This window comes from Nostoc sp. (assembly GCF_036917375.1).
Taxonomy (GTDB): domain Bacteria; phylum Cyanobacteriota; class Cyanobacteriia; order Cyanobacteriales; family Nostocaceae; genus Nostoc.
In genome coordinates this window covers 147695-172847 of the sequence record NZ_JBALDN010000001.1, presented here as the reverse complement: position 1 = coordinate 172847, position 25153 = coordinate 147695, and the positions used below count along the sequence as shown (strand labels likewise).

Genomic DNA, 25153 nt, shown 5'->3' with positions numbered 1-25153 from the left:
TCTGCTTAATATTAAAGATTTCCATATTTAAAGCTTGTATTTTATCAACTCAGTGCTGCTGGGTCATTTTTTCCTACTTAGTCTAAACTCCAGTTATTTCGAGGATATAAAAATTGGGTTAATTGCAGTGTCGGCGGATTATCCCCCTACCGATGCAGTTAAGTATTCGCGTTTTTCTGAGATGATTCAACTGTCGGCACCTAATCGCAACGATCGCAATTGAGATTCACTCCTTAATGTACAGTCAAAGGAATCCCGTTATCTTTCGGTTTTAACTTGAGAATAAACGCAACCAATAACAGTATGTCCCTTTTGAATAAAAGCCTCGGTCATCGCATAACCTAGACCTTTGCTGATACCTGTAATTAAGATAAGCTTAGTCTTTGTCTCACTGTTGCATTGGAATCTCAATCACAAACTCAGTCCCCTTTCCCGGAGCTGATTCACAGCTTAACTGACCTTTATGTTTGTCTACTACCACTTGATAACTAATTGACAACCCCAACCCCGTACCACTTCCTACTGCCTTAGTGGTAAAAAATGGATCGAATATTTTTTGCTGTACCTGTGCAGTCATCCCATAACCGTTATCAGCAATCCGAATTTTCAACGTGTTTACTTTTCCTAATTCAGTACGAATACGAATCTGAGGATTTTTGCTTGGAGAATCTTCTCCATTGTTGTACTCCTCTAAAGCATCGATCGCATTACTTAAAATATTCATAAACACTTGGTTGAGTTGACCGACATAGCAAATAACATTCGGAAGTTGTGCGTATTCTTTAAATACCTCAATTTCCGCGCGATCGCTCTTTTCCTTGAGTCGGTGCTGTAAAATCATTAGGGTACTATCGATGCCTTCATGAATATTGACAGGCTTCATTTCCGATTCATCTAGACGAGAGAAGTTACGTAAGCTCAGAATAATATTTCGGATACGGGAACTTCCCACTTTCATCGAATCGAGAACCCTTGGAAGGTCTTCTGTCAGAAATTCTACATCCATTTCCTCAATTTTTTGCTCCACTATTGCTGAGGGATGGGGATATTGTTGCTGATAAATATTAATTAAATCTAGCAGTTGTCGAACATAGTCACTTGCGTGAGTGATATTACCATGAATAAAATTGATAGGGTTATTAATTTCGTGGGCAATTCCCGCCACCATTTGCCCTAACGAAGACATTTTTTCACTTTGGATTAATTTACTTTGGGTACTTTGTAATTCTTCTAAAGCTTCTTGCAAATGCTGATTTTTTTCGTTAAGTTCTGCTGTTCTTACTACCACTCTTTCCTCTAGTATATGACTGTAGTCCTCCAATTGTTCATTCGCTTCAGCCAAATTATTGTAGAGAATAGCATTTTCTAAAGAGATTGCAGCTTGGATAGTTAAGAGCTTGAGAACTTCTAAGCGATCGCGTGTAAATGCTCCAGTAGTTAAATTATTTTCTAGATAAATCAGCCCTAGCAATTTACCTTGATTAAGCATTGGAATACATAATATGCTTTTTGGTTGCTCACGGTTAATATAACTATCTATCGCAAAAGAAGCTTTATCTGTAATGTCATCAATTACTAAGATTTCTTGGGTTCGTTTGACATAATTAATCAGAGAAATAGGAACAATATCGCTAGACTCGAAAGGAATAGATAAAAACTCTGTGTGAGTACCTCTAAAGGTGGAAGCAGAACTAATTGCAGCAATAGTTAAGTCTAAGTTATTAGCTTCACTCAATATCAGCACACACTTAGAAGCTCCTGCATTCTCCATCACAACTTCCATTAATGTAGAAAGTAGTGCCTTCAATTCAATCTCTCCAGACACTGCTTGAGAAGCTTTAATGACAGTTCCCAAATCTAACATATCTGAAATACTAGTGTTGGAGCCAATGACAGTTTCATTCGTCACCAGAGTAGATTTATTGCTAAGTGTAGATAAGTGTAAGCCCAGTTCAGGTAAATTCTTGCCACTGTAAGAATAGCTAAGTTCTTCTTGCTGAATCGTGGCGAGAAGTAATTGAGGATAGCGTTTTTGCAAGTCATAAACTTTGGCTAAAGCTCCCCAACGAACATAGCAATAGTAGGCATCAGTGAGGTATAATTGAGCAATTTTTTGTTTACCCCATTTGAGATAAAACGTAGCGGCTAATTCACAAGCAAGAGCTTCTTCGTTAATGTAATCATTTTCTTTACTAAGGGAAATAGCGCATTCATAATTATCTATTGCTTCAAGATATTGACCAAGAACTCGATGCCGTTCCGCCTCTACTAAATGAAATTTATGTAAATAATTCATTGGAGCATGATGTGCCCAATGTGCTATTTTTGCCTGATTTACTATAACTTTTTTGATAATTTTTTGTTGTTTCTCTTCATCAACATCAGGGTACAAAGCAAGCTGTACTAATGAATCATAAAAATAGAATTGAGCACTGATGATCATTCCTAGACAAGCATATAAATACTGTTCTGCCTTCAGAGAATTTTCAAGTGCTTGGGAATAATCTGTAAACAGGTAACATAGTTGCAGCTTACAAATAAATAAGGAAATAATTGCAACTCCATCATTAGCCGCTATATGAATCGGTAACATTGTTTTCTCATTATATGCGTCACCAATTAAACAAGAATAATTTTTTGAAGAATCTAACAAATTCAATACCATCTGGCGATATATTTCATTCCAATGAAAAACTCGCTCTTGCTTTATTTGTTTTATAGCATTGCTATGTGTTCCCATTTCCTGTTCAAGAGGAACTAATTCCTTGCCAATAAAATATGCGTAATAGGAGTAAGTATAAAGACAATAAGCCCCAAATTCTAAATCTCCTGTTTCCAAATTATTAGAGTAAACTTCTATTAGAGGTTTTAGTGTATTTCTAACATGTTCTTTCCAGGGTTTGATGAGTTGATTAAATGTTTGAATTACCTTCAACATAACTTCTTGAGTTTGGAATTTGGTCAACATACTTTCAGCCAGTTTGCCAAATCGATAGCCAGACTCAATATCTCCCACTACACTGCACAATATAATCCCATAAGCAACATACACGAATGCAGATAAAGATGCATTGCCATATTTAATCGATAAGTTGAGCTGATTCAGAACTATTAATGGAAACAATGTAGGAACAGCTGTGTAGGCAAAAGCAGTTATATTAGATAATATACGTATCACTACTAATGACCGAGAGTCTGTCATTTGAGGTAAATTAATTAAGTCTTCAATATTCCTGCCGCTTAGATGCGATGCTGTTTCCACTAATGCTATTTCAATATCAGACTGCTGAGGATTACAGGGAAAGTCTACCCCTAATAATTTTAAAAATCCTAGTGCAAGGTTAACAGCTTCTAGTGCTTGACCCTGTGCGCCATAAGCTTGAATTTTTACTTCATAGACTTTCACTTTTTCTAAGAGTGTTTTAGCTCTTACTAATACCACCTCTGCCAATTTCTCCATCTGCTCAAAGTCGCCAGCCAAGTATGCTGCTTCTGTTGCTATTTCATACAAAGCTAGAGTTAGCTCATATTTTATCTCCCAACTATCATCTGCTAGTAGCTCAATTCCAGTAGTTAAATACTTAAGTGCCGATAAATAAGCTGTTGATACTAAAGCTTTACGTCCAGCAATTAGATTCATTTCAGCCAACTCATTACGTTTAGCTTGATGGGTGATAAATTCAGCTGCAATATTCAAATGATTGACAAGCTCAAAAATATTTTCTTCCCGTTCGTCAACTGGGGTATTTTTCAAGAGAAGCAGCCCAATTTTTAAGTGCGTTTGCTTGATTTGGTCTTTGGGAATTAGAGAATAAGCTGCTTGCTGAACTCTATCATGTACGAATTTATATGTGGGTAGCTGGGAATTAGTTGCTGAGAAATTTTCTGATTCTCTACTTGAAAAGCTTAATAGTTGTTTATCATTTTCTGGTACAAAATTATAACTATCTTTCTGAGGTATAATCAGTCCTTCAAGTAATGCTTGCCATAAGTCAGATGCAGTATCTATTACAGATTTTTCATTAACAAATGATAATGTTTTTAAGTCGAACTCATTACCAATACAAGCAGATATTTTTAATACATTTTGTACGTTTTTTGGCAACTTTTCTATTTGTATGCCCATAAACTCTACTACATCATCTGTCAGAGATAAAGTTTTAATTTTGGTAATATCGTACTTCCAATGACCAGCATCGACGTTTAATTCAATTAATCCGTCATCATATAGTAGCTTGATAAATTGAGATGTAAAGAAAGGATTCCCTTTAGTTTTAAAAAACACCATTTGAGTCAGAGGTACAGCAATGACTTCTGGACAACGTAACGTATCAGCAATCATTTGATTTAAATCAATCTGACTTAAAGGTGAGAGTTTAAATGTATTAATTACTCCTCCTAGTTTGGCAATTTCTTGTAGTGTCAAATGTAGTGGGTGTAGATTTGAAACTTCATTATCCCTATAAGCGCCAATTAGTAACAAGCTACCTTGACTTTCATATATTTTCTCTGTATCCTTAGCAATGTGAGAAGAAGTTCCATCCATTAATAATTGAAGAAATTTCAAAGAAGCAGTATCTGCCCATTGCAAATCATCTAAAAAAATGACGAGAGGATGCTCTTTCGTAGTGAATACCTGAATAAATCTTTGAAACAACAAATTAAAGCGATTTTGAGCGGCGCTACCAGTAAGTTCAGCAGATGCAGGTTGTTTGCCAATAATGATTTCTAGTTCAGGAATTACATTAATGATTACTTGAGATTGCGTATTCAATGCCGATAATATTTTGGTTTTCCACTGTTGAATTTGGGCATCTGTTTCGGATAGGATTTGCTCAATTAAATCTCGCAAAGCTTGCACCAATCCTGACAACGGAATGTCGCGTTGGAATTGGTCAAATTTTCCTTTGATGAAGTAACTACGCTGTCTAGCAATGGGTTTATGAACTTCATTAACCACAGCAGTTTTGCCAATCCCTGAGTAACCAGAGACTAAAATCATTTCCGTTTTTCCCTTTGTCACCCGGTCAAAAGTAGTGAGGAGAATTTCAATCTCTCTTTGACGACCATAAAGTTTTTCAGGAATGGCAAAATGATTTGAGATATCCCGAATTCCTAATTCAAATGCTGTAATATTTTGTTTCTCTTGCCATTGGTTTTGACATCTCTCCAAGTCATACCTGAGTCCATGAGCGCTCTGATATCGGTCTTCGGCATTTTTTGCCATCAGCTTGCTGATAATATCAGATAAAATTGTGGGAATATTGGAGTTAATATGGCTAGCTTTTGGCGGTTCTTTGGCAATGTGAGAGTAGACTAACTCCATCGGTTCAGTAGTACTAAATGGTAACTGCCCTGTCAGGAGTTCAAAAAAGGTGATACCCAAGGAATAAAAGTCGGTACGGTAGTCTATACCTCGATTCATGCGTCCTGTTTGTTCAGGGGAAATATAAGCTAGAGTACCTTCTAGGACGTTAGGGTTTGTGAGAAATTGAATTTCTTTTGGTAATAGAGTCGCAATACTAAAATCGATGATTTTGGTCTTACCTGTTATCGGATGAATCAAGATGTTAGCAGGTTTGATATCTTTGTGAATGATGCGATGGCGATGTAACTGTTCTAAAGTTGCACTAATTTCAATGGCAATATCGAAAAACTCACTCAATGAAACAGAATGATTTCCTTTTTTTTGCTTTTCTTGCTGCCATAAATTCAGGGCAATCCCACCAAAATCTTCCATTACTATCACATATCTATTGTGAGATTTCTCTAGGTTTATTGGTTTGATTATGCCAGGAATTTCCAGATTTTGGGTAATAGTGTATTGATTGTGAAACTGATTAATTTCAGCAAAATTAGGATCTTCATTACGCATCAATTTTAAAATAACTGATTGCCGATCTTTTTCTCTGATAGCTTGATAAACTAAGGTTTTTTTACCTGAATATAATTGCTTAATAATGCGATAGCCAAAGATAGGAGATATTTTATCTGATTCTACTAACATTGCATCTAGTTATGATAATTTTCTTTCTCTGGTTTAGTATACCCAGAGCATAATAGCTACTATCAGTAAGTAATAGAATTTTGTAAGATGCTAAAAATTATGGTTATTAATCACCAATTGACAGCAGATTATAGGTAACTGAGATATAAGAATATCAGTGGATTAACGGGTAATAAGTGGCTATTTCTGTTTAGTTTCTTCAAAAAGCGAAAATTGAAAAATGCTGCGATCGCACATCAATATTAGACATTTTAACCGCAGACAGATATTCATTTTGCTGTATCTAAAGGTAGAGGATATACTCACAATTGTTCATAGTTTTGACAGCAAGATACATTTGACAGAGTATAATGTGTATAAAATAATTAGAATTTACGTAAGTTATCACCAAATTACAAAAGCGATGTCTGCGACAAGACGTTCGCGTAGCGTCTCCGACAGGAGAAGCGTCTACACACTCATAACTTTATTCAATTTTTAAGACTTCACTACTATCCATTGCGTCACAGCCGCCATTGCTCGCCAACCTAAAAATTTACCAATAGGTTCCGCCCGTTGAATGGCAATACGAGTTAAATTGCCACCGACTCGTTCATGCCATTGAAATAAAGTTTGCTCGCCCTCTACTGTGACAACATTGGCCACTAAACGTCCACCCGGCCGCAGTGCTTCCCAGCAAACATCAAAAAGTCCGATTGCTGTCACCCCACCACCAATAAAAATGGCGTCTGGTGGTGGCAAATCTTTCAGGGTATGGGGCGCTTTACCTTCAATGATTTGCAGATTTGGAGTACCGAGAGTGGCAGCGTTGTCAGCAATATACAGTAGTCTAGACGAGTTTTGTTCGATCGCGATCGCTCGACATCGCGCATTACTCCGCATCCATTCAATTGAAATTGAGCCGCAACCCGCGCCCACATCCCACAATAATTCTCCTGGTGTGGGTGCTAAAGCTGCTAGGGTGATTGCCCTAACTTCACGCTTCGTTAACTGTCCATCGTGGTGGTAGGCGTTATCTGGTAATCCTGGCAATCTTGGTAATGGGATAACCCCAGTATCGGCAATACAATCAACTGCGATCGCATTCAAAGCCGCAACTTCGATTTCACTCCAGGATGCAGCCGTACCTTCTACAATTCTTTCATGAGCGCCGCCCATACGCTCCAATACGGTGATTTTACTGCCACCATAGCCGCGATTTGTCAAAATTTCAGCAACGAGGGCTGGTGTGTCTTTACCCTCACTCAAAATCAACAGCCGCGCTCCCGGATAAATGTAGGACTGGAGTAGGGAGGATGGACGACCATTCAAACTTAAGGTTTCTACCTCAGTCAAAGACCATCCCACCCTGGCACAGGCGAGGCTGAAGGCTGAAGGTGCGGGGATAATCGTCATTTCAGAGACGGGAATTCGCCGCGTTAAGGTGACACCAATGCCGTAACACATCGGATCGCCGCTTGCGAGTACGCAGATTGACTGACCCCGGCGCTGAATGATTTCCTCTACAGAAGTACTAATGGGAGATGTCCAGACTAGTTTCTCACGTCGATCGTCTGTAGGAAGCATTGCTAAATGGCGATCGCCTCCCACAATTACTTTCGCTCGATCGACTAGAGAACGAGCGATCGCGCTTAACCCCTGTAATCCATCTTCCCCAATGCCAACAATAGAAAGCCATTTCTGTATCATGCTAATTCATGATTAATTACTTCATAACGTTGTTGGCAGGAACTTTTAACTGATAATTCCGAGATTGTTGTAGATTTCGATCAGATTGCCATCAGGATCGCGCAAATGAGCTGTGCGGATTCCCCAGCTTGGACGATCTTGTGGTTGAGTCACAACGAGCGCATTTTGAGCCTTTACCTGCTCATAAACCTCATCCACGTTATCCACTGCCAAAATCAAGACTATTTTATCTCGATTGACAACGTATGAAGGCTGTTCAATTCTTGGGACTACTTCAGCCATTAATTCTTGTTTGAGCAAACCCAGCTTGAGATATCCGGTATTAAACTCAGCATATCCGCTATCTTCATCGCCCCAATCGACATCAAATTTCAGCAGATCCCGGTAGAACAGAAAAGAATCTTTGTAGTTGGAGACAAGCAGTCTCAGGTGTGTTAGCTGAAGCTTCATATCTGTTGGGTTAGTCTACTAACTGTGAATTCTAGGTTCTGGATGCAAAGTCGCCAGCAATTCGCTTTCGACAATTGCTAATTCATCAAGCCGCTGCATGACAATTTCTTTGTCGAAATAAGTAGCAGCTAAAACCCAATATATACCGTAGTGACGCGCTTCGGATGCCATTAGCCCACGATAAAATTTTGCTAATTCTGGCTCTGGACAGTAAGCAGCTAATAGTCCCAGGCGTTCGTGAGAGCGAGCTTCAATTAAACCAGTGACTAGTAAGGAATCCAGAAATCGGTCAGGTTCTTTGGGGCGTACTTGAGCTTTTAAACCCGCGCCATAGGGAGGCGGTGGTAGGGGAGCTAGGGGAATATTCCGGCGTTCTAACCATTGGTTGACTAGCTCAAAATGTTCTAGTTCTTCGCGGGCGATCGCAGTTAACTCCCGTACCATTTTAGTATTGGAAGGGTAGCGAAACATCATGTTCAAGGCCACGCCTGCTGCTTTGCGTTCGCAGTGGGAGTGGTCGAGTAAGATGATATCTAAATTAGCCATCGCTTGTTCTAACCAAGCAGAACTAGTGGGCTGTTTCAGGGCGTTGATAGTCGATAACTGAGTAAGCACAGAGTCAATCAATTTTGGATTTTGTATTTTTCAATAGTTTAAACTAGTAGTCCACCAAGTTCACTTGGCGGGGTAAAGGGTAAGGGGGAAGGGGGAAAGGTTTTAAATTCCTTACCCTTTACCCTTTACCCCTTTCCCCCTGCTCCCCTGCTCCCCTGCCTCCCTCATTCCTGCTGCCGCCGTTTCTCCATTTCTTTAGTAGAAATCATACTGCTGACTCTCTCTACATCTACCATCATCAACACTGCTCCTTGCATTTCAATGTCAAGCAACGGAGTAATTGCCAGGTAACATTGTATTTGCCTACCCCGACGATTGGTAGCATCAACGATCATTTCTTGAAACTGCTTTTTCCCGGATAGTGATTCACGAATAGGCGATCGCAACTGCTCGACGGGTAGCCCAATATCTAAGCTAAAGATCGACTTGCCGATCACTTCATCAGTTCGCAAGCCCCATAAATCTTCTACCATGTAATTCCAAATAGAGATATTAAAGCTGCCGTCAATTACTACGATTCCCGTTTGGAGACTTTTAAGAATAGAGATAAGGAAAATATTTGTGCGATTGAGTTCTGTGGTGCGCTCGCTCAGTTCGTTATTAATTGTCTGTAATTCTTCATTAGTCGATTGGAGTTCTTCATTCATTGTCTCCAATTCTTCATTAGTAGATTGGAGTTCTTCGTTGGTTGTTTCTAACTCTTCATTGGTAGATTGTAATTCTTCGTTGGTAGTTTCTAATTCTTCATTGGTAGATTGTACTTCTTCGTTGGTAGTTTCTAATTCTTGTTGTGAACGTTGCAGGGCATCTTGGAGTTTAATATAACGGGTGACATCATGAAAGGAGATACTGACCCCTAAAAAGTTAGTGTCTGTTTCTTGTAAAGGCGTAATTTGTACATCTAGATATTGGGTTTCTGTGTTAGACAAATAGCGCTCTACATTTGTTAGGCTCACAGGGCGGCGTTCGGTATAAGCCCGTTCAATTAGCGATCGCAATTCAACTGGCCGATAGGAAAGTTCTAGATCCTGGAAGGGACGAGCTAAATCTTTGGGAAAAAGAGCAAACAAAATCCGCGCTTGCTCGTTCACCATTACCAGAGTGCCATTAATATCAATGACTATTTGGGCGATTGGAGCTGTGTCAAAACCCATATCTCGCAATCGGAGATTTCTAGCCAAACGGTTGCTAGATTCATCATCCACTGAATTTGCCATAACTAAGAGGCGATCGCGTAAATTCACCGTCGATACCTTAGTAAATATTCGGTTTTTCAAGTCCAACGGCGTAAACAAATTAGAATGCATCAATAGCATCTCTGCTTTTCCTAAAAACAGATAGCCATTATCATTGAGTGCAAAATGAAACCGGGCCAGAATTCGCCCTTGAGTTTCAGAATTAAAATACATTAATGTATTGCGGCTGACTAATAAATCTAAGCGCGAAATAGGCGCGTCTTGAAGCAAATCGTGGCGACCAAAAATCACTGAGCGGCGCAAGTCTTGGCGGAAAATATAGCGGTTTCCGACAATCTCAAAGTATTTCTGCCGCAGTTCATCTGGCACATTTTGGACATCTTTTGCTGAATACACGGCTTGCCTAGCGTGGTTGAGAGCATCTTCATCTACATCTGTGGCGTAGATTTTCACTCGTTGACGAAATTCCTCTGCTCCCAATATTTGGGCCATCAACATTGCTAGGGTATAAGCTTCTTCTCCAGAAGCACAGCCAGCACTCCAGATGCGGATTTGATCGGAAGCTTTTTTATTCCTAATTAGATTAGGCAGTATTTGCTCTGCTATGTATTCCCAAGCTGATGAATCGCGAAAAAAAGCAGTGACGTTAATTAAAATCGTATTGAAAAGATAATTGAATTCTTCTGGATAAACTTCTAGATAGTCTTGATACTCTTCAAAGTTTTCTATGGTTAATGACTGCATCCGCTTGAGTACTCGACGTATCAAAGTCGAGCGCTTATAGCCCGTAAAATCAAATCCCCGGCTTTGTCTGAGATAAACCAGTAGATTTTCAAATTTAGGATCTTTTTCTGCGGAAGTCATAGGGCGGAGGGGCAGAGGGCAGGAGGCAGGGGGCAGAGGGGCAGGAGGCAGGAGGCAGGGAGCAGAGGGGCAGGAGGCAGGGGGCAGGAGGCAGGGGGGCAGAGGGGGCAAAGTTCCAAGCTACATCTGCAAGTATCAAAGGCTCATTAATGAGTATCAAAGGCTCATTAAAGGAGTTCAAAGGCTCATTAATGAGTATCAAAGACTCATTAAAGAAGTTCAAAGCCTCATTAATGAGTATCAAAGCTTCATTAAAGGAGTTCAAAGACTCATTAAAGGAGTTCAAAGCCCCATTAAAGGAGTTCAAAGGCTCATTAATGAGTATCAAAGCCTTATTAAAGGAGTTCAAAGCCTCATTAATGAGTATTAAAGACTCATTAAACTATGGTGACACCAAATTTTACTTTAAAACGAGTTTTCTCTGCCTCTGAGCTTAGTTAGATTCTTCCATAACCAAAGTCACCAGGGTGCTGGAAATTTCATCAAGGGGGAGAATAAAATCTATATTGCCAGTTTGAATTGCTGCGGAGGGCATCCCGGAAAATTCGGCGGTTTTTACGTCTTGGACAATGACAGTACCGCCCATTTTTTTGATCGCTTCTACTCCGATTGCGCCATCGCTACCCGTTCCTGTTAGCACAAGGGCGATCGCTCTGTCTTTGTAAATGGCTGCAACCGATTCAAATAATAAATCAGCCGAAGGACGTAAAAAATTTACTAATTCTGACTGTGATAAGGAAAGTGTACCGTCACCGTTAACCAACAAGTGACGATCGGGTGGAGCAACGTAAGCCGTTCCTGGGGTAAGGGAATCTCCTTCTTGTGCCTGTTTGACAATAATATCTGTGCGCCGACTGAGAATTTCTGCCATAAACGACGGATATTCCGGAGCCAGGTGTTGCACAATGGCGATCGCGGCGGGAAATTCTGCTCTTAGAGCCGATAGCACTTTAACTATAGCAGTCAGACCGCCTGCTGAGGCTGCGATCGCCACTATATCAAAGGCAGCATTAGTAAAGTGAGGTGGATGATTTTTGGCATTTTCTGCCATTTCAATCATGATTTTGCGCCTATCACTATCTGCGTAACTTCTTTTGTTACAAATAGCATTAATTAAGTTACAATTTTTTATTCTTATTTACATATATTACACAGTATATCTTAACTACTCTAGTATTTTTTTGCATTTGCCGATGGAATTTACAGGTTAATCTTCCTGCTCTAGAATACGTTTCGCTTCCAAAAGTTGCTGCTTATGTTCCTCACTAACTGTTGGGTATTGCAGATTTAGTTCTTCTAATTTTGTGCAGATAATATTGGCAACGGTCAGGCGTGTAAACCATTTGCGATCGGCAGGAATAATATACCACGGTGCCCATTTAGTACTAGTATTATTAAAAACTTCTTCATAAGCATTCATATAATCATCCCAAAAAGCTCGTTCTCGGACATCATTATCTGAAAATTTCCAATTTTTATCAGGAGAGTCAATCCGTTCTAAAAAGCGTTTTTTCTGCTCTGACTTAGAGACATTTAGAAAAAACTTCAGAATAATTACACCATTATTAACTAAATATTTTTCAAAGTTATTGATTTCTTCAAAACGCTGTTTCCATATCTTATTTCCATTAGGGAAGCGAGGAAGCTGTTGTTTCTGAAGCATTTCTGGATGGACGCGAACCACTAGCGCTTCTTCATAGTATGAACGGTTAAATATGCCAATTCTTCCTCTTTCTGGCAGAGCTTTCATTGAGCGCCACAAGTAGTCATGGTCTAATTCTTCTGCACTGGGCCCCTTAAAACTAAACACCTGAAATCCCTGCGGATTAACACCAGAAGTCACGTGTTTAATAGTGCTGTCTTTGCCAGCAGCATCCATTGCTTGAAAAATAATCAACAGAGCATAGGTATTTTGAGCATAGAGAATATTTTGGTAATTAGCTAGTCGTTCAATATCTACCTGTAATTTGCTTGCAGCATCACTTTTTTGATGAAAATCGGTTTTGTAAGCTGGATCGTAGTCTTTTTTCAAAGAAATCTTTGAACCTGGCGAAACAATGAAAGCATCATGATTCATGTATAAAATCTCCTAGTAACTATTTAATACACAAGCACATTTTTAAGTGTTAATTCCTGAAAGTTAAGTAAAGCAGCGTAAATAATTAAAACTTTGTAGTAAAGACTTTAGTCCTCTCTGCGAGACGCTACGCGAACAAACGATCGCTTTAGCTTTTACTACAAACTAATATCAAGATTTCTTACATTACTTAATCTACTTCGATTTATTATCATCTACTTTACTTCCGTCGTTTTGGCATAGGACGCATTGCTTCACGCCCCAAGATAAACATCCCCGTAATACCTAAACAGACAAACCAAATATATTGGTACCAATATTGCCGAATCTGTATAACTGTACTGGTTTTTGGATGCAATGTATTTAAGTATAGCAGCAGCACCAATATCATCAGTGCCCCAAAACCAACAAGGCTCAAGCCAACAAGAATTCGTGCAGAACGCAGTTCAAAATCACTAATAGTATTTAGGTCAATTTCTGCCAGTTCCTTAAAGGAGTCATCCGCCAAAGATGAGGCTGCTTGAACTCTATTGCTCAGTTTTGATGGCAAAATCGGTGACAGTTTCGCTACAGTTGGGCGACGAAGTAAAGCCTCAGTATCTCGCAGCAATTCTAGCGGCTTACGGGTAGTAGTTGGTTGAGCAAACTCTATGTTGTCTGTAGGAGTTGAGGCATTAGCTTTGCTTTCAAAATCCATAGTATAGTTCGGGAAAACCAGGATATACATAGCCTAGCGAATCAAAAGACAAATGCGTGAAAATAATTCGTAATTTGTAATTAATTGATTCTGGGAAAAATGCATTCTTTACTCAAAGTAAGTGAATTTGGACGTTGGATAATTACAAAACAAGGCAGGAGACAGAGGGCAGGAGGCAGGAGGAAAGAAGTATTAATTAAAACTAAACTTTCAGGGTATAAAGCCCAGTTTAAAAGATGAATTGTATCAGCAAAAAATACGCGAAGTACAAAGCTTCCAAGATAAATTTCACGTTTTAAAACGTGAATTTATTCTATCTCTTGCCTCCTGAAAAACTATTCGTCCATCTCTTTTAATGTAGCTAATGCTGATGGAGATAAACGACTGAGATAGCGGAATATCCAATATTTAAAGATAGTATTTAAAATTACAGGAAATGTAGCAATAAAGAAAAAGATTACATTTCTACTGGGTGGTAGACCTAAATGTTCTGCCAATCCCGCAAGCAGGACTTCCCACCCATCCGGTGAGTGAAATCCTACAAATATATCAGTAAACAGAATAATTAAAAAAGCTTTGGCACTATCGCTCAGACCAGAGACAATGGTATCCATAAAAGACTTCAGTATTGCAATTTCTCTTTTGCTCATAGCGATAACTATACCAAAAGAAAATAATGAGATTAAATCAGCAAAAACATTACTAATGCTACTATTACTTTTTCTGCTAAATTCTTCCGAAATTTCAATTGCTTTACTTTTGATTTTTTCTTGTGTTAACTCTGAAGAAAGTGGCGGTGCTTGATTAAGAAAATATTCAAATCTCAATTCTTCTTGAAAATTATGTAATTCATGGAGAGCTTCTTTTTCCATGTCAGAATTGATGAAAATTTTAGTTGTATTATCTCCTCTAACCCTTTCTAATATTGGAGTTACTATAAATTCTTTAGATATATATTGAGTTAAAAGCGGTACAAGAATGAGAACTATCAAAAATCGCAGGGCAATTATTGTTCTACCTTTAGAAAGACGATAATTCTTGAGAAATTCTTCTTCTGTCTGCGGTGCAAAATCTACTTGAATTTTATTAATCCTTCTGCCAACAGAACTCTTTGGCAATCTAGGTTTTGGAATTGGAGGGTTAATTTGAGGATCGTTTATATTAGATGAATTTAGCTGTTTTTTTATTTCGTTATCATTAATGTTTAAAGGCTGATAAGTTGACACTAAGGAAGTATTATTAATTACTTCATCTTTGATAGCGTACTTCTCTACTACTTCATCAATAACCTTCAAATTTTCTAACAAAACAGAATTAGAAATATTGACAATTCCCCGACTAAGCTGGAATTCTGCAAGCCTGATCTTAATAATAGTTAGGTTCTTATTAAGATATACTTGCCAATAAGACATTACATTTTCAGTATAGTTTACTGATTGTAAAGATATTTTTTTGCTATCAAAATGTTCGTTCTCAATGTTTTTAATTCTCTGAGCCGCTTGGTAAGCTTCTAAAAGTGCCCTTTCTGGCGTATCTGAAAACCAACGCTTAAGCGATCGCAAATATTTTTGGAATGTTCTGGTAAGTGAGCTTTTCATTACATATATGACTTTTAGATAATGTGTATTATAGTTATATAATCATAAAAAATGGGTAATAACAGCTAAATAGTTAGTCCAACCCAGATTCAGTTAATATTCCCTGATGCGATGTCTTTGATGGTCACTGACTTGTACTGAGCGCAGTCGTAAAGCCTGCGGCATAGCTACGCTTCGGGCGCAGCCTCTCGCAGAGAAGTAGCTTTGTCGTATCACTTGCCTACGGCACGCTTTGCAAACGTGGAAGCAAGCTACGCGCAGCATCTCGTAGAGAAGTGCAGGCTACGTCTACGCTAACAATTTTATATTACCTGTAAACTCAGATGGAGCGGCATAAATTGACACTGGTTCTTTATATTGACAGTTTAGCCATTACACCGTCATCATTAATACCATCTGCCAGTATTTATGCTCTATACAAAAGCCTTGATTGTAACATTTCACAATCAAAGCAAATTTTTCACTATGCAGAGTCTATCACTGTTAAAGGGAATAGAAAGTAAAGATGTTGCTTTCTCATCTCCTTTATCCCTCTATTCACTACTCGCCACTCCCAAGTTTTAAATTATGAGATTGAGTCTATGCATGATTGTAAAAAACGAAGCAGCAACACTGCCTAAATGCCTGAGCAGTGTGAGAAAAGTAGTGGATGAAATGATAGTCTTGGATACAGGCTCAATCGATCGCACTCCCAATATTGCCCAACAACTCGGTGCAAAAGTTCATCATTTTAAATGGTGTAATGATTTCAGTGCTGCCCGCAATGCAGCTCTCAAATATGTCACTGGTGATTGGATTTTGGTATTAGATGCTGATGAAACTCTGACTCCCGCAATTGTACCGCAGTTACGAGAGGCGATCGCCAGAGATGAATATTTGCTCATCAACCTCGTCCGCCAAGAAGTTGGTGCAGAACAATCTCCCTATTCTCTGGTTTCCAGGCTATTCCGCAATCATCCAGATATTCGTTTTGACCGTCCTTACCATGCTTTAGTAGATGATAGTGTGTCAGAAATCTTAACCAAAGAACCCCACTGGCAAATAGGTTATTTACCTGGGGTTGCCCTTGTACACACAGGATATCAAAAAAGTGCGATCGCTCAAAATAACAAATATGCCAAAGCCGCTACAGCGATGGAAGGGTTTCTCGCAACTCATCCCAACGATCCCTATGTTTGCAGTAAATTAGGAGCATTGTATGTGCAAACTGGGAAAATTTCTCAAGGTATGGATTTGCTCAGACATGGAATCACCGTTGCTGAAGACAACTACGATATTTTATATGAACTCCATTATCATCTAGGCATTGCCTACAGTCGGTTGCAAAAATCTCCACAGGCAATTTTTCACTATCAAGCTGCCATCAAATTGCCAATTTATCCCATGCTCAAACTAGGAGCATACAACAACTTGGGTAACTTACTCAAAGCAGCAGGAGATTTCAACGGTGCGAAAACTGCTTATGCCACAGCTTTGAAAATCGATCCTACTTTCGTTTTTGGACATTATAATTTGGCGATGACATTTAAAGCTTTGGGTTTATTTGCAGATGCGATCGTATATTATCAACATGCAATTACCTTAAATCCCAACTATGCCGAAGCATATCAAAATTTGGGGGTAGTATTGCTGAAAATTGGCAATCATCAAGATAGTTTAGCAGCTTTTAAAAAAGCGATCGCCCTTCACGAAAGGTATAATCCCGAAGAAGCAAAGAGACTACGCCAGGGATTGCAAGAGATGCAGCTGATGTAGAGGTGAGGGCGCATGGGGCATGGGGGAGATAATTGACATTAGGATATTAATATCAATATTTCAGAGGTTTCGATGAGCCAAATCATTGATGAACGGATACGTTGGACAAGTGCAGACCTAGAGTTATTGCCAGATAACGGTAATCGCTACGAAATTATCGATGGGGAATTATTTGTGACTAGGGCACCGCATTGGGGACATCAAAAAGCTACTGGTAATATTTATGCAGAATTAAGAAGTTGGTCACTCTCATCAGGTCTTGGTGAGGCTGTCCCAACACCAGGAATTATTTTTAGTGATGCAGATAATGTTATTCCCGATGTGGTTTGGGTAAGTAAAGAACGCCTCGCCATTTTACTCGATCGAGAAGGACATTTAACCGGAGCGCCAGAATTGGTTGTAGAAGTACTTTCCCCTGGAGTCCAAAACGAGCGACGCGACCGCGAAGTTAAGCTAAAATTATATGCTTCTAGAGGAGTTCAAGAATATTGGATTTTAAACTGGCAATTACAACAGGTTGAAGTGTATTGCCGAGAAAAAGCAGTTCTGAAATTAGTAGCAACATTATTCGCAACAGATGACCTCTCTTCACCTCTGTTACCAAATTTTGTTTGCACTGTAGCGCGGTTGTTTGTGTGAATATGCGGAACATCAAAAACTTTAAGCTGGAAACACAAAACATCAGACTGAAGTATAGTTCAATACAGTTAAGTTAACTGTATTGACTTATAGTCTCAAAAGTTGCCTCCCCTAGTTCTCCCCGATTGTTACCTAATCTAAAAATACCAACCCAAAAGTTAAAATCAAAACTTTTGGCGGTATCAAACTTTTTATTATTTTATGAATGAAGAGATAAAGTTATTTCGTATATTTTGTTTATATTCAGTGATGTTGGCAGCATAATTGCCCACACGTCCATAATTATTTAAAGAATACGACAACGTAGATGTAATAAGTATTTGAGGGAGAAATACCTATGCTTGAATCCCATCTTATCCACACCGAAGCTGATTATCGTGCTGCACTTGATGAAATTGAAAGATTGTTTGATGCAGAACTTAATACACCAGAGTTTGACCGCTTGGAAGTTTTAACTACGCTTGTGAAAGCATACGAACAAAGGTATTACCCAACCGAAGCACGAGATCCTATTGAAGCAATCTTATATTATCTTGAATCCCGTGAGTTGTTTTTAGATGATATAGAGCCAATGAAACCAGCCATGTTTTACTAAAAACCCCTGGAACTTGAACTTCGGAACACGAAATTTGAACTTCGGAACACGAAACTTGAGCTTCAGAACACAAAACTTGAGCTTCAGAACACAAAACTTGAACTTCGGAACACGAAATTTGAGCCTCGGAACACGAAACTTGAGCTTCAGAACACAAAACTTGAGCTTCAGAACACAAAACTTGAACTTCGGAACACAAAACTTGAACTTCGGAACACGAAACTTGAACTTCGGAACACGAAACTTGAGGTTTCAAAATGAACTCCACCAGTTCTGAGTCGAAAAGGTGGAGTTAAAAAGTTGAAGAGTAGAAAAATGCTCCTCACAAATGACAACCGACTAAATACGCGACTTGACAAATTTCTCTAATCTATCCATTCCTTTTTCAATCGTCGCCATATCTGTGGCGTAGGAAAGGCGAATATTGTCATCAGCGCCAAAAGCAATTCCGGGAATGACAGCAACTTGATGTTCTTCCAGTAAAGCGTCACAAAATTCTAGGGACTTTAGACCGGTTTTGCTGATATCAGGGAACAGATAAAAAGCGCCATCTGGTTTTGCAGTACTCAATCCGGGGATGGCGTTGAGTCTGTCTAGCATTACCTGTCGTCGTTTGGCGAAGGCTTGGCGCATTTCTTCGACACAATCTTGAGAACTTTGTAGCGCTGCGATCGCACCATATTGAGCAAAGGTACAGACGTTAGATGTACTATGCCCTTGGATGGAACTCGCTGCTTTAATGATTTCCACAGGCCCCGCTAAATAGCCGAGACGCCACCCAGTCATGGAATAAGCCTTCGCAAACCCATTACTAATCAAAGTGCGGTCAAAAATTGCCTTCCCCAGAGAACCGATGCTGATATGTTCTGCACCGTCGTAGAGAATCTTCTCGTAAATCTCATCAGAGACAACAAAGATATCTGCATCAACTACTACCTGCGCCAGTGCTTTGATTTCATCTGGCGTGTAAACCATCCCTGTGGGATTAGATGGAGAGTTGAGGATGAATAACTTCGTCTTCGGCGTAATTGATTTACGGAGTTGTTCGGGAGTAATTTTATAACCTGTCGTGGCATCTGTAGGCACAATCACCGGGACTCCACCGACCAAAGTCACCATTTCGGGATAACTTAGCCAGTAAGGTGCAGGGATAATTACTTCATCACCTGGATCGATTAATGCCACCATTAAGTTGTACAGAGAATGCTTACCGCCATTGGTGACGATGACATTCTCAGACTTGTAATCAAGACCATTATCGGTTTTAAGCTTGTGGGCGATCGCTTCCCTTAACTTTGGTTCTCCGGCTGCTGCACCATATTTGGTTTTGCCTTCATCCAAAGCTTTGACTGCTGCGGCTTTAATATGCGCCGGGGTATCAAAATCTGGTTCTCCAGCGCTAAAACTACAAACATCTATTCCTTCCGCCTTCAGTGCCTTAGCCTTGGCTGCGATCGCTAAGGTTAATGAAGGTGTTACCTGACTTACTCTTGCTGCCAGCTTCATTCTTACTATTTTTTGGCAAATCTTTCACTTATCTAAGGATATCCCAGAATCCCTACCAAGATTTGCTTTTTCTGAATTCATTGATAATCGGGGAGATGAGGGGCAGAGGGGCAGGGGAAGCAGAGGGGACTAGGGGGACTAGGGGACTAGGGGACAAAAGTTAGAACTTACAACAAGTCTTTCCCCTTGTCTCCAATTCTCCTTGTCCCCTTGTCCTCTTCCCCATGACCAATAGACTTCTTGGCATTTGTCGGGAAAAGGGGAAAGGGGAAAAGGTTCTGCAAAAGTCCCTTTCCCCTTTAACCTTTACCCTTTTCCCCAAGAGTGCAAAAAGCACTTTTGCAAGAGGTCTAATGACTTTGCAAAGCAGTTTGATTCTTGACTCTTAAGAATGTATCGTATATAACTTTATTTTTAGGGGAAACTAACTGTTTTTATGCAGATTAAGAAACTTTTAATTGCATCTTCTCTGCTAATTACTGGTCTTTTTATACCTAATGCTGCCATTGCCCAAAATCGCGGTACTCCGGGTAAATTTGATTTTTATGTACTGACACTCTCTTGGTCGCCAGATTATTGTGCGGCAAATGGTAGCCGTGACCCGCAGCAGTGCAGTTCTGGAAGAAAACTTGGTTTTGTACTACATGGTTTGTGGCCGCAGTACCAAGCTGGTTATCCAGCTAATTGTTCCACGCAAAAATTACCGTTGGAAGTAAAGCGGCGGTTTCCTAATTTGTATCCTAGTAATAAGCTTTACGATCATGAATGGGAAAAACATGGTACTTGTTCGGGGAAAACTCCTGCGGAATACTTGGGATTGAGTAAAAAATTAAAAGATGCGATCGCTATTCCCGCAGCTTACAATCGTCCTGCGAAACCTTTGCGTACCACAATTACAAATTTTAAAAATTCATTTGTGAGTGCTAATAATCAAATTACTGCTGATGGTATAGCACCTTTTTGTTCTGGTTCAGGAAGATTTTTGCAAGAAGTCTTCTTTTGTTATTCCAAAAACGGCGAACCTGGTATTTGTAGCGCCGAGATTTTGAAGCGATCAAAAACAAGTTGTGGTCAGCCAGATTTTTTAGTGAGAAACGTTAGATAAAAAGGGGACATGGGGCATTGGGCATTGGGAATGGGGCATGGGGAAGAGGACAAGGGGACAAGGAGAATTGGAGACAAGGGGAAAGACTTGTTGTAAGTTCTAACTTTTGTCACCTTGTCCCCCTTGTCCCCCTTGTCCCCCTTGTCCCCCTTGTCCCCTCTGCTTCCCCACTCCCCACTCCCTAAGCGATCGTCACATCTGGCGATAAATAAACATCTTGAATGGTATGAAATAGCTTCACACCTTCCTCAAAAGGACGTTGGAAAGTTTTTCGCCCAGAAATTAATCCTGAACCACCAGCGCGTTTATTAATTACAGCAGTGCGTATTGCTTCGGCGAAATCATTTTTACCAGTTGCGCCACCAGAATTAATCAACCCCACACGCCCAGAGTAGCAATTTAGTACTTGGTAACGAGTTAAATCAATTGGGTGATCGGTTGTCAATTCTGTGTAAACCCGCTCATCGGTTTTGCCGTAACTCTTACCACTGGCTTTGGCAACTGCACCGTAACCATTGTTATTTTCGGGTAACTTTTGTTTGATGATGTCGGCTTCAATGGTTACACCTAAATGATTTGCCTGTCCGGTGAGGTCAGCCGCAAGGTGGTAATCTTTATCTTGTTTAAAGGCGTTATTCCGCAGATAACACCAGAGAATAGTCGCCATCCCTAACTCATGGGCACGTTTAAAAGCTTTGCTGATTTCCTGAATTTGTCTGGTAGAATTCTCCGAACCAAAGTAAATTGTCGCACCTATCGCCGCCGCTCCTAAATTCCAAGCTTGTTCTACATCCGCAAACAATACCTGGTCAAATTGATTGGGGAAAGTCAGCAATTCGTTGTGATTGATTTTGGCAATAAAGGGGATTTTGTGGGCATATTTCCGTGATACGATGCCTAATGTTCCCAAAGTAGTAGCAACAGCATTGCAATCTGCGGCGATCGCTAATTTGATAATATTTTCTGGATCGAAGTAAATCGGATTGGGCGCAAAAGACGCGCCAGCTGAGTGTTCAATCCCTTGGTCTATCGGTAAAATCGAGAGATAACCTGTGTTTGCCAGACGACCTGTAGAATAAAGTAACTGGAGATTACGCAATACTTGAGGATTGCGATCGCTGTTAAGCCAGATTCTATCTACAAAGTCTGGGCCCGGCAAATGTATTAAATCACGAGAAACTTTTGCTTTGTGGGTAAGCAGGTCTTCTGCCTCTTTACCTAGCAATGACTCAATAGAATTAGCCTCTTTGAGCGTTGTAGTCATAGTATTATCCTCAAAGTTTGAGCAAATGACCTTGCCTTTAAGATAGCATTTCTAATATTGCTAACCTGGTTGTACGGTCATCAATTATGTGTATTCTTTTTGAATATATAGCAATCTTCTTTTATAAATGAAAACCAAAAGGCTGAGATTTCCCACTTATTTCAATAAGTTGGGAATCTTGTTGTGAATGATTCAGTAAGGTTATACTACCGGAAGTATTCAATCAACTTTCGGAATTGATATTTTCAACTTCAGTTACCAACATCAAACAGTACAATTATACTACATGGTATCGTAACTGAAAATTCAAAACCCATCTTTCCCGATTTTGGTAATAATTTTGAACAGAATAAATCCAATTCTATGAGTAAGTTTCAAATTGATATCGACTTCAGCAATATAGATTTAGCTTCCCTTGAAACAGAAGAAGATTTTCAAAGAGAGGCAAAAATGTTACTCCCAAAGGCACTGGTCAAACTAGGTGAAAGTGTGGGTGAAAAGACTTGGGAAGAATTACAGGAAAAGCTGCAAGGAAATGGAGGTAAACTCAAATCTTCTCCCAGCGAAAAACGTAGGTTTATTCAAGAAACCGGAAGAACTTATCAACGAAATGCTAGTAATAGAGAAAAACAAGAACTAGAAGACTATATAGTAGAGCAATTACGTCAGCATAAGTAGTATTTGTCATCAGTTAACTTAGCGGACATTATTCAAATAAACCAGCGGCGAATCAATTCCACCTGGAAGCGATAGCCGTCGTCAACTTCCTCAATTAACTCCCGTTGCAACAGCAAGTTGAAAGTAATGTCAGCATCGGGGAACTGTTGCAATAGAGCTTGCCGACTGACTATAGCCCCTTCCCCTTGAACAGCGATAAAACGTAGAATAGCCTGTCCAGTAGCGTCTACTTGGTTGTTTTGAATGTCAGCAAAGAAAAAGCCACCACTTTTTAAAGCTTCTGGTATCGCGGCTTCCACATCAACTAAAGTTGCCAATCGCCGGATAGAAGGGTCTTGCTCGTTCTTAAGGACAATAATTTCTGCACACAGTAGTTGTACTAAGAATGGATGACAACGGGTAAGTTGTAGCACTCGCTCAACAGCGTTAGGTTCATAGCGGAGAGTAAAATCTTTGACGGGACGTTCAATTAATTGTCGTGCTTCCGCTTCTTTGAGGTACGAGATATGCACTACTTGAACATTAATCAGATAACTAGCCCAGCGCTGATATTCTTCGATAGTATGGGAGCCAGCCAGTAACACCTTGAAGCGGGGACGATGTTGGATGAGGTGACGCAGCATTCCCAAAACATCCTGTTCATCAAAGCGACCTTTGGCTATGGCGTTGTCTAGCACCTCGAATTCATCTAGCGCTAGTAAAGCGGTATTTTGTTCTAGAGCCTGTTCTACTTTATCTAGCCATTCATCGAAATAGGTGAAGGGGTCAGATTTTAGCACTTCGCGGGTTAGGGACGGTAGAGTTAAGCCTTGCTTTTTTGCTGACTTCTCCATTTCTTTAGCCAGGTTGTAGAGAAAGCCTGCATGGTCACTAGCTGATGAAGGTGCGCCTTGCAAGTCTACAAACATGGGGATGATGTTACTAGGTAGTAACTTTCCGATGTTATTGAGGAGGGAAGTTTTACCCATACGTCGCTGACCGTATAGTAGCAGAGGTGGGCGACGGCGATCTAAAAGTAACTGCTCAATACGTAAGCCGATGTCATCACGCCCCGTGAAAATTTCTTGCTCTAGTGTAATGGGATTACCAGTAATGTAAGGCGAGTTAATTTCTTGACGGAGTTCAGTAATTTTAGCCAGTTGCTCTATATAATTGGCGACTATCTCACGCCAACTTTTGATAATGGGGTAGAAACGGATTGTGTATTTGTCGCTGCTACGAGCGAAGTTCTGCAACTGTAGATTTAATTTATCTGCAACATCTCTGAAGAGTAAGCGCTGGTTATAAGCACTTGCTTGATTGAGAGCAGCATCAACATCCTCACTAATACGGCTAAAAATTCGTAGTAGAGGGCTAACTTCACTCTCTAGTTCGCTACTTACCAGACTGCGATGAGCTTCACGGATAGCTTCCACATCAGTACAGCTTTGTAAACTGCGTGCATCCAGTTCAATTTGTACAGCTTGCGCCGCCCAGCGTTGGGGGCTGATACTGAGATATTCTAAAGCAACTTTGCCTTCAACTGGGTTATTTTCAATGACGAAGAGGAGATACTCATCCAAGCCGCGCAAATGTAAACGCTGCCACTCATCCCAGAACGCGGAGTGAAAGCGCAACAAACAAGGGCTTTTACCATTACGCCTTTTGTCTAATCTATAGAGGAGATAATTCCAGACGGTGAGAAATGGAAAGGATAGAATAGGCCGCCATGAGTTAATAGTGACTCCTATGCCTAGCGCCACGCCTAGCGCCACGCCGAACGCCACGCCGAACGCCACGCCGAACGCCACGCCTACCGCCACGCCTCCCGCCACGCCTATCGCCACGCCTCCCGCCACGCCGAACGCCACGCCGAACGCCATGCCTACCGCCACGTCTCCCGCCACGTCTCCCGCCACGCCGAACGCCACGCCGAACGCCACGCCGAACGCCACACCTACCGCCACGCTTCCCGCCACGCCGAACGCCACGCCGAACGCCACGCCTCCCGCCACACCTACCGCCACACCTACCGCCACGCCTACCACCACGCGAAAAGCTATATTTGCGATTGGTTCACCCAATGCCCACAGCACCAAGCCCAAGAATAAGTTAGCCAGGATAGGTAAGATAAAGTATCCCTGGATGAACAGCCGCCATAGAGCAAGGTTTTGCCATCGCCCTTGTCTCAACAAGATAATCAAAGAAGAATCGGTGTCTAAAATAGCGTCAATGCGCTTGAGGTGGTTACGCCACGCTGCGGGACAGAAGAACAACCAGAAAAGCAGTTGCAGACTACCGAAGATTAAGTTGGGGTGCTGCTGGGGTGCATCGGTGTAGGCGTTGGGGGATAGTTGTGGTGAGGTCAACGTTTTTGCACTCCTTAATTTAATACTCTGTGTCATTGCGATTGCTTCATTCCGCTTCGCTCCATTCGCA

General features: G+C 40.5%; 17 protein-coding genes. 5 read left to right on the top strand and 12 right to left on the bottom strand.

Annotated elements, in window-relative coordinates; all coding sequences use genetic code 11:
• Positions 1–388 precede the first annotated feature (388 nt).
• The 9 genes from V7K45_RS00710 to V7K45_RS00670 all read right to left on the bottom strand — a co-directional run bounded on the left by V7K45_RS00710 (position 389) and on the right by V7K45_RS00670 (position 15193).
• Positions 389–6007 carry an ATP-binding sensor histidine kinase gene (locus V7K45_RS00710; protein WP_334999410.1) on the bottom strand — a complete coding sequence of 1873 codons (5619 nt, stop codon included), beginning with the start codon at positions 6005–6007 and terminating at the stop codon, positions 389–391.
• 477 nt (positions 6008–6484) lie between these two features.
• A complete protein-coding gene (gene cbiE / locus V7K45_RS00705) occupies positions 6485–7696 on the bottom strand; it encodes a precorrin-6y C5,15-methyltransferase (decarboxylating) subunit CbiE (protein ID WP_334999408.1) in 1212 nt (403 codons plus the stop codon).
• Positions 7697–7741: 45 nt separating this feature from the next.
• A complete protein-coding gene (locus tag V7K45_RS00700) occupies positions 7742–8146 on the bottom strand; it encodes a VOC family protein (RefSeq protein ID WP_334999406.1) in 405 nt (134 codons plus the stop codon).
• Between the two features lie 18 nt (positions 8147–8164).
• A complete protein-coding gene (locus V7K45_RS00695; protein ID WP_334999418.1) occupies positions 8165–8761 on the bottom strand; it encodes a tRNA-(ms[2]io[6]A)-hydroxylase in 597 nt (198 codons plus the stop codon).
• Between the two features lie 164 nt (positions 8762–8925).
• The gene (locus V7K45_RS00690; RefSeq protein ID WP_334999404.1) at positions 8926–10821 is read right to left on the bottom strand and encodes a CheR family methyltransferase; all 1896 of its coding nucleotides are present in this window, start codon (positions 10819–10821) and stop codon (positions 8926–8928) included.
• A gap of 433 nt (positions 10822–11254) precedes the next feature.
• Positions 11255–11881, bottom strand: coding sequence for a chemotaxis protein CheB (locus V7K45_RS00685; RefSeq protein WP_334999402.1), 627 nt, complete (start codon positions 11879–11881; stop codon positions 11255–11257).
• A gap of 147 nt (positions 11882–12028) precedes the next feature.
• Positions 12029–12898, bottom strand: coding sequence for a polyphosphate kinase 2 family protein (locus V7K45_RS00680; protein ID WP_334999400.1), 870 nt, complete (start codon positions 12896–12898; stop codon positions 12029–12031).
• A 220-nt stretch (positions 12899–13118) separates the two neighbouring features.
• Positions 13119–13595 (bottom strand): hypothetical protein, encoded by a 477-nt coding sequence (locus V7K45_RS00675; protein WP_334999398.1) that lies wholly within the window; start codon positions 13593–13595, stop codon positions 13119–13121.
• 335 nt (positions 13596–13930) lie between these two features.
• Positions 13931–15193 (bottom strand): proton extrusion protein PcxA, encoded by a 1263-nt coding sequence (locus V7K45_RS00670; RefSeq protein ID WP_334999396.1) that lies wholly within the window; start codon positions 15191–15193, stop codon positions 13931–13933.
• A gap of 585 nt (positions 15194–15778) precedes the next feature.
• Between V7K45_RS00670 and V7K45_RS00665 the strand changes: the two genes are divergently transcribed.
• From V7K45_RS00665 to V7K45_RS00655, 3 genes are all read left to right on the top strand, one after another.
• Complete coding sequence (locus V7K45_RS00665; protein WP_334999394.1) at positions 15779–16948, top strand: tetratricopeptide repeat protein; 1170 nt, start codon at positions 15779–15781, stop codon at positions 16946–16948.
• Positions 16949–17020: 72 nt separating this feature from the next.
• The gene (locus V7K45_RS00660; RefSeq protein ID WP_334999392.1) at positions 17021–17587 is read left to right on the top strand and encodes a Uma2 family endonuclease; all 567 of its coding nucleotides are present in this window, start codon (positions 17021–17023) and stop codon (positions 17585–17587) included.
• A gap of 337 nt (positions 17588–17924) precedes the next feature.
• Entirely contained in the window at positions 17925–18182 is a 258-nt protein-coding gene (locus tag V7K45_RS00655) for a helix-turn-helix domain-containing protein (protein ID WP_334999390.1), read from the top strand.
• 339 nt (positions 18183–18521) lie between these two features.
• On the opposite strand, the gene V7K45_RS00650 is transcribed toward V7K45_RS00655, so the two are convergent.
• Positions 18522–19688, bottom strand: coding sequence for a pyridoxal phosphate-dependent aminotransferase (locus V7K45_RS00650; protein ID WP_334999388.1), 1167 nt, complete (start codon positions 19686–19688; stop codon positions 18522–18524).
• Between the two features lie 436 nt (positions 19689–20124).
• On the opposite strand from V7K45_RS00650, the gene V7K45_RS00645 reads away from it, so the two are divergent.
• Positions 20125–20793, top strand: a complete 669-nt coding sequence (locus tag V7K45_RS00645) for a ribonuclease T2 family protein (RefSeq protein WP_334999385.1) — start codon at positions 20125–20127, stop codon at positions 20791–20793.
• A 181-nt stretch (positions 20794–20974) separates the two neighbouring features.
• On the opposite strand, the gene V7K45_RS00640 is transcribed toward V7K45_RS00645, so the two are convergent.
• Positions 20975–22057 carry a class I fructose-bisphosphate aldolase gene (locus V7K45_RS00640; protein ID WP_334999383.1) on the bottom strand — a complete coding sequence of 361 codons (1083 nt, stop codon included), beginning with the start codon at positions 22055–22057 and terminating at the stop codon, positions 20975–20977.
• Positions 22058–22420: 363 nt separating this feature from the next.
• Here V7K45_RS00640 and V7K45_RS00635 point away from each other — a divergent pair, with 363 nt between their 5' ends.
• Positions 22421–22735 carry a hypothetical protein gene (locus V7K45_RS00635; RefSeq protein ID WP_292809785.1) on the top strand — a complete coding sequence of 105 codons (315 nt, stop codon included), beginning with the start codon at positions 22421–22423 and terminating at the stop codon, positions 22733–22735.
• Between the two features lie 32 nt (positions 22736–22767).
• Here the strand turns inward: V7K45_RS00635 and V7K45_RS00630 are convergent, their stop codons facing one another.
• Positions 22768–25119 carry an AAA family ATPase gene (locus tag V7K45_RS00630; protein ID WP_334999381.1) on the bottom strand — a complete coding sequence of 784 codons (2352 nt, stop codon included), beginning with the start codon at positions 25117–25119 and terminating at the stop codon, positions 22768–22770.
• Between the last annotated feature and the right edge of the window lie 34 nt (positions 25120–25153).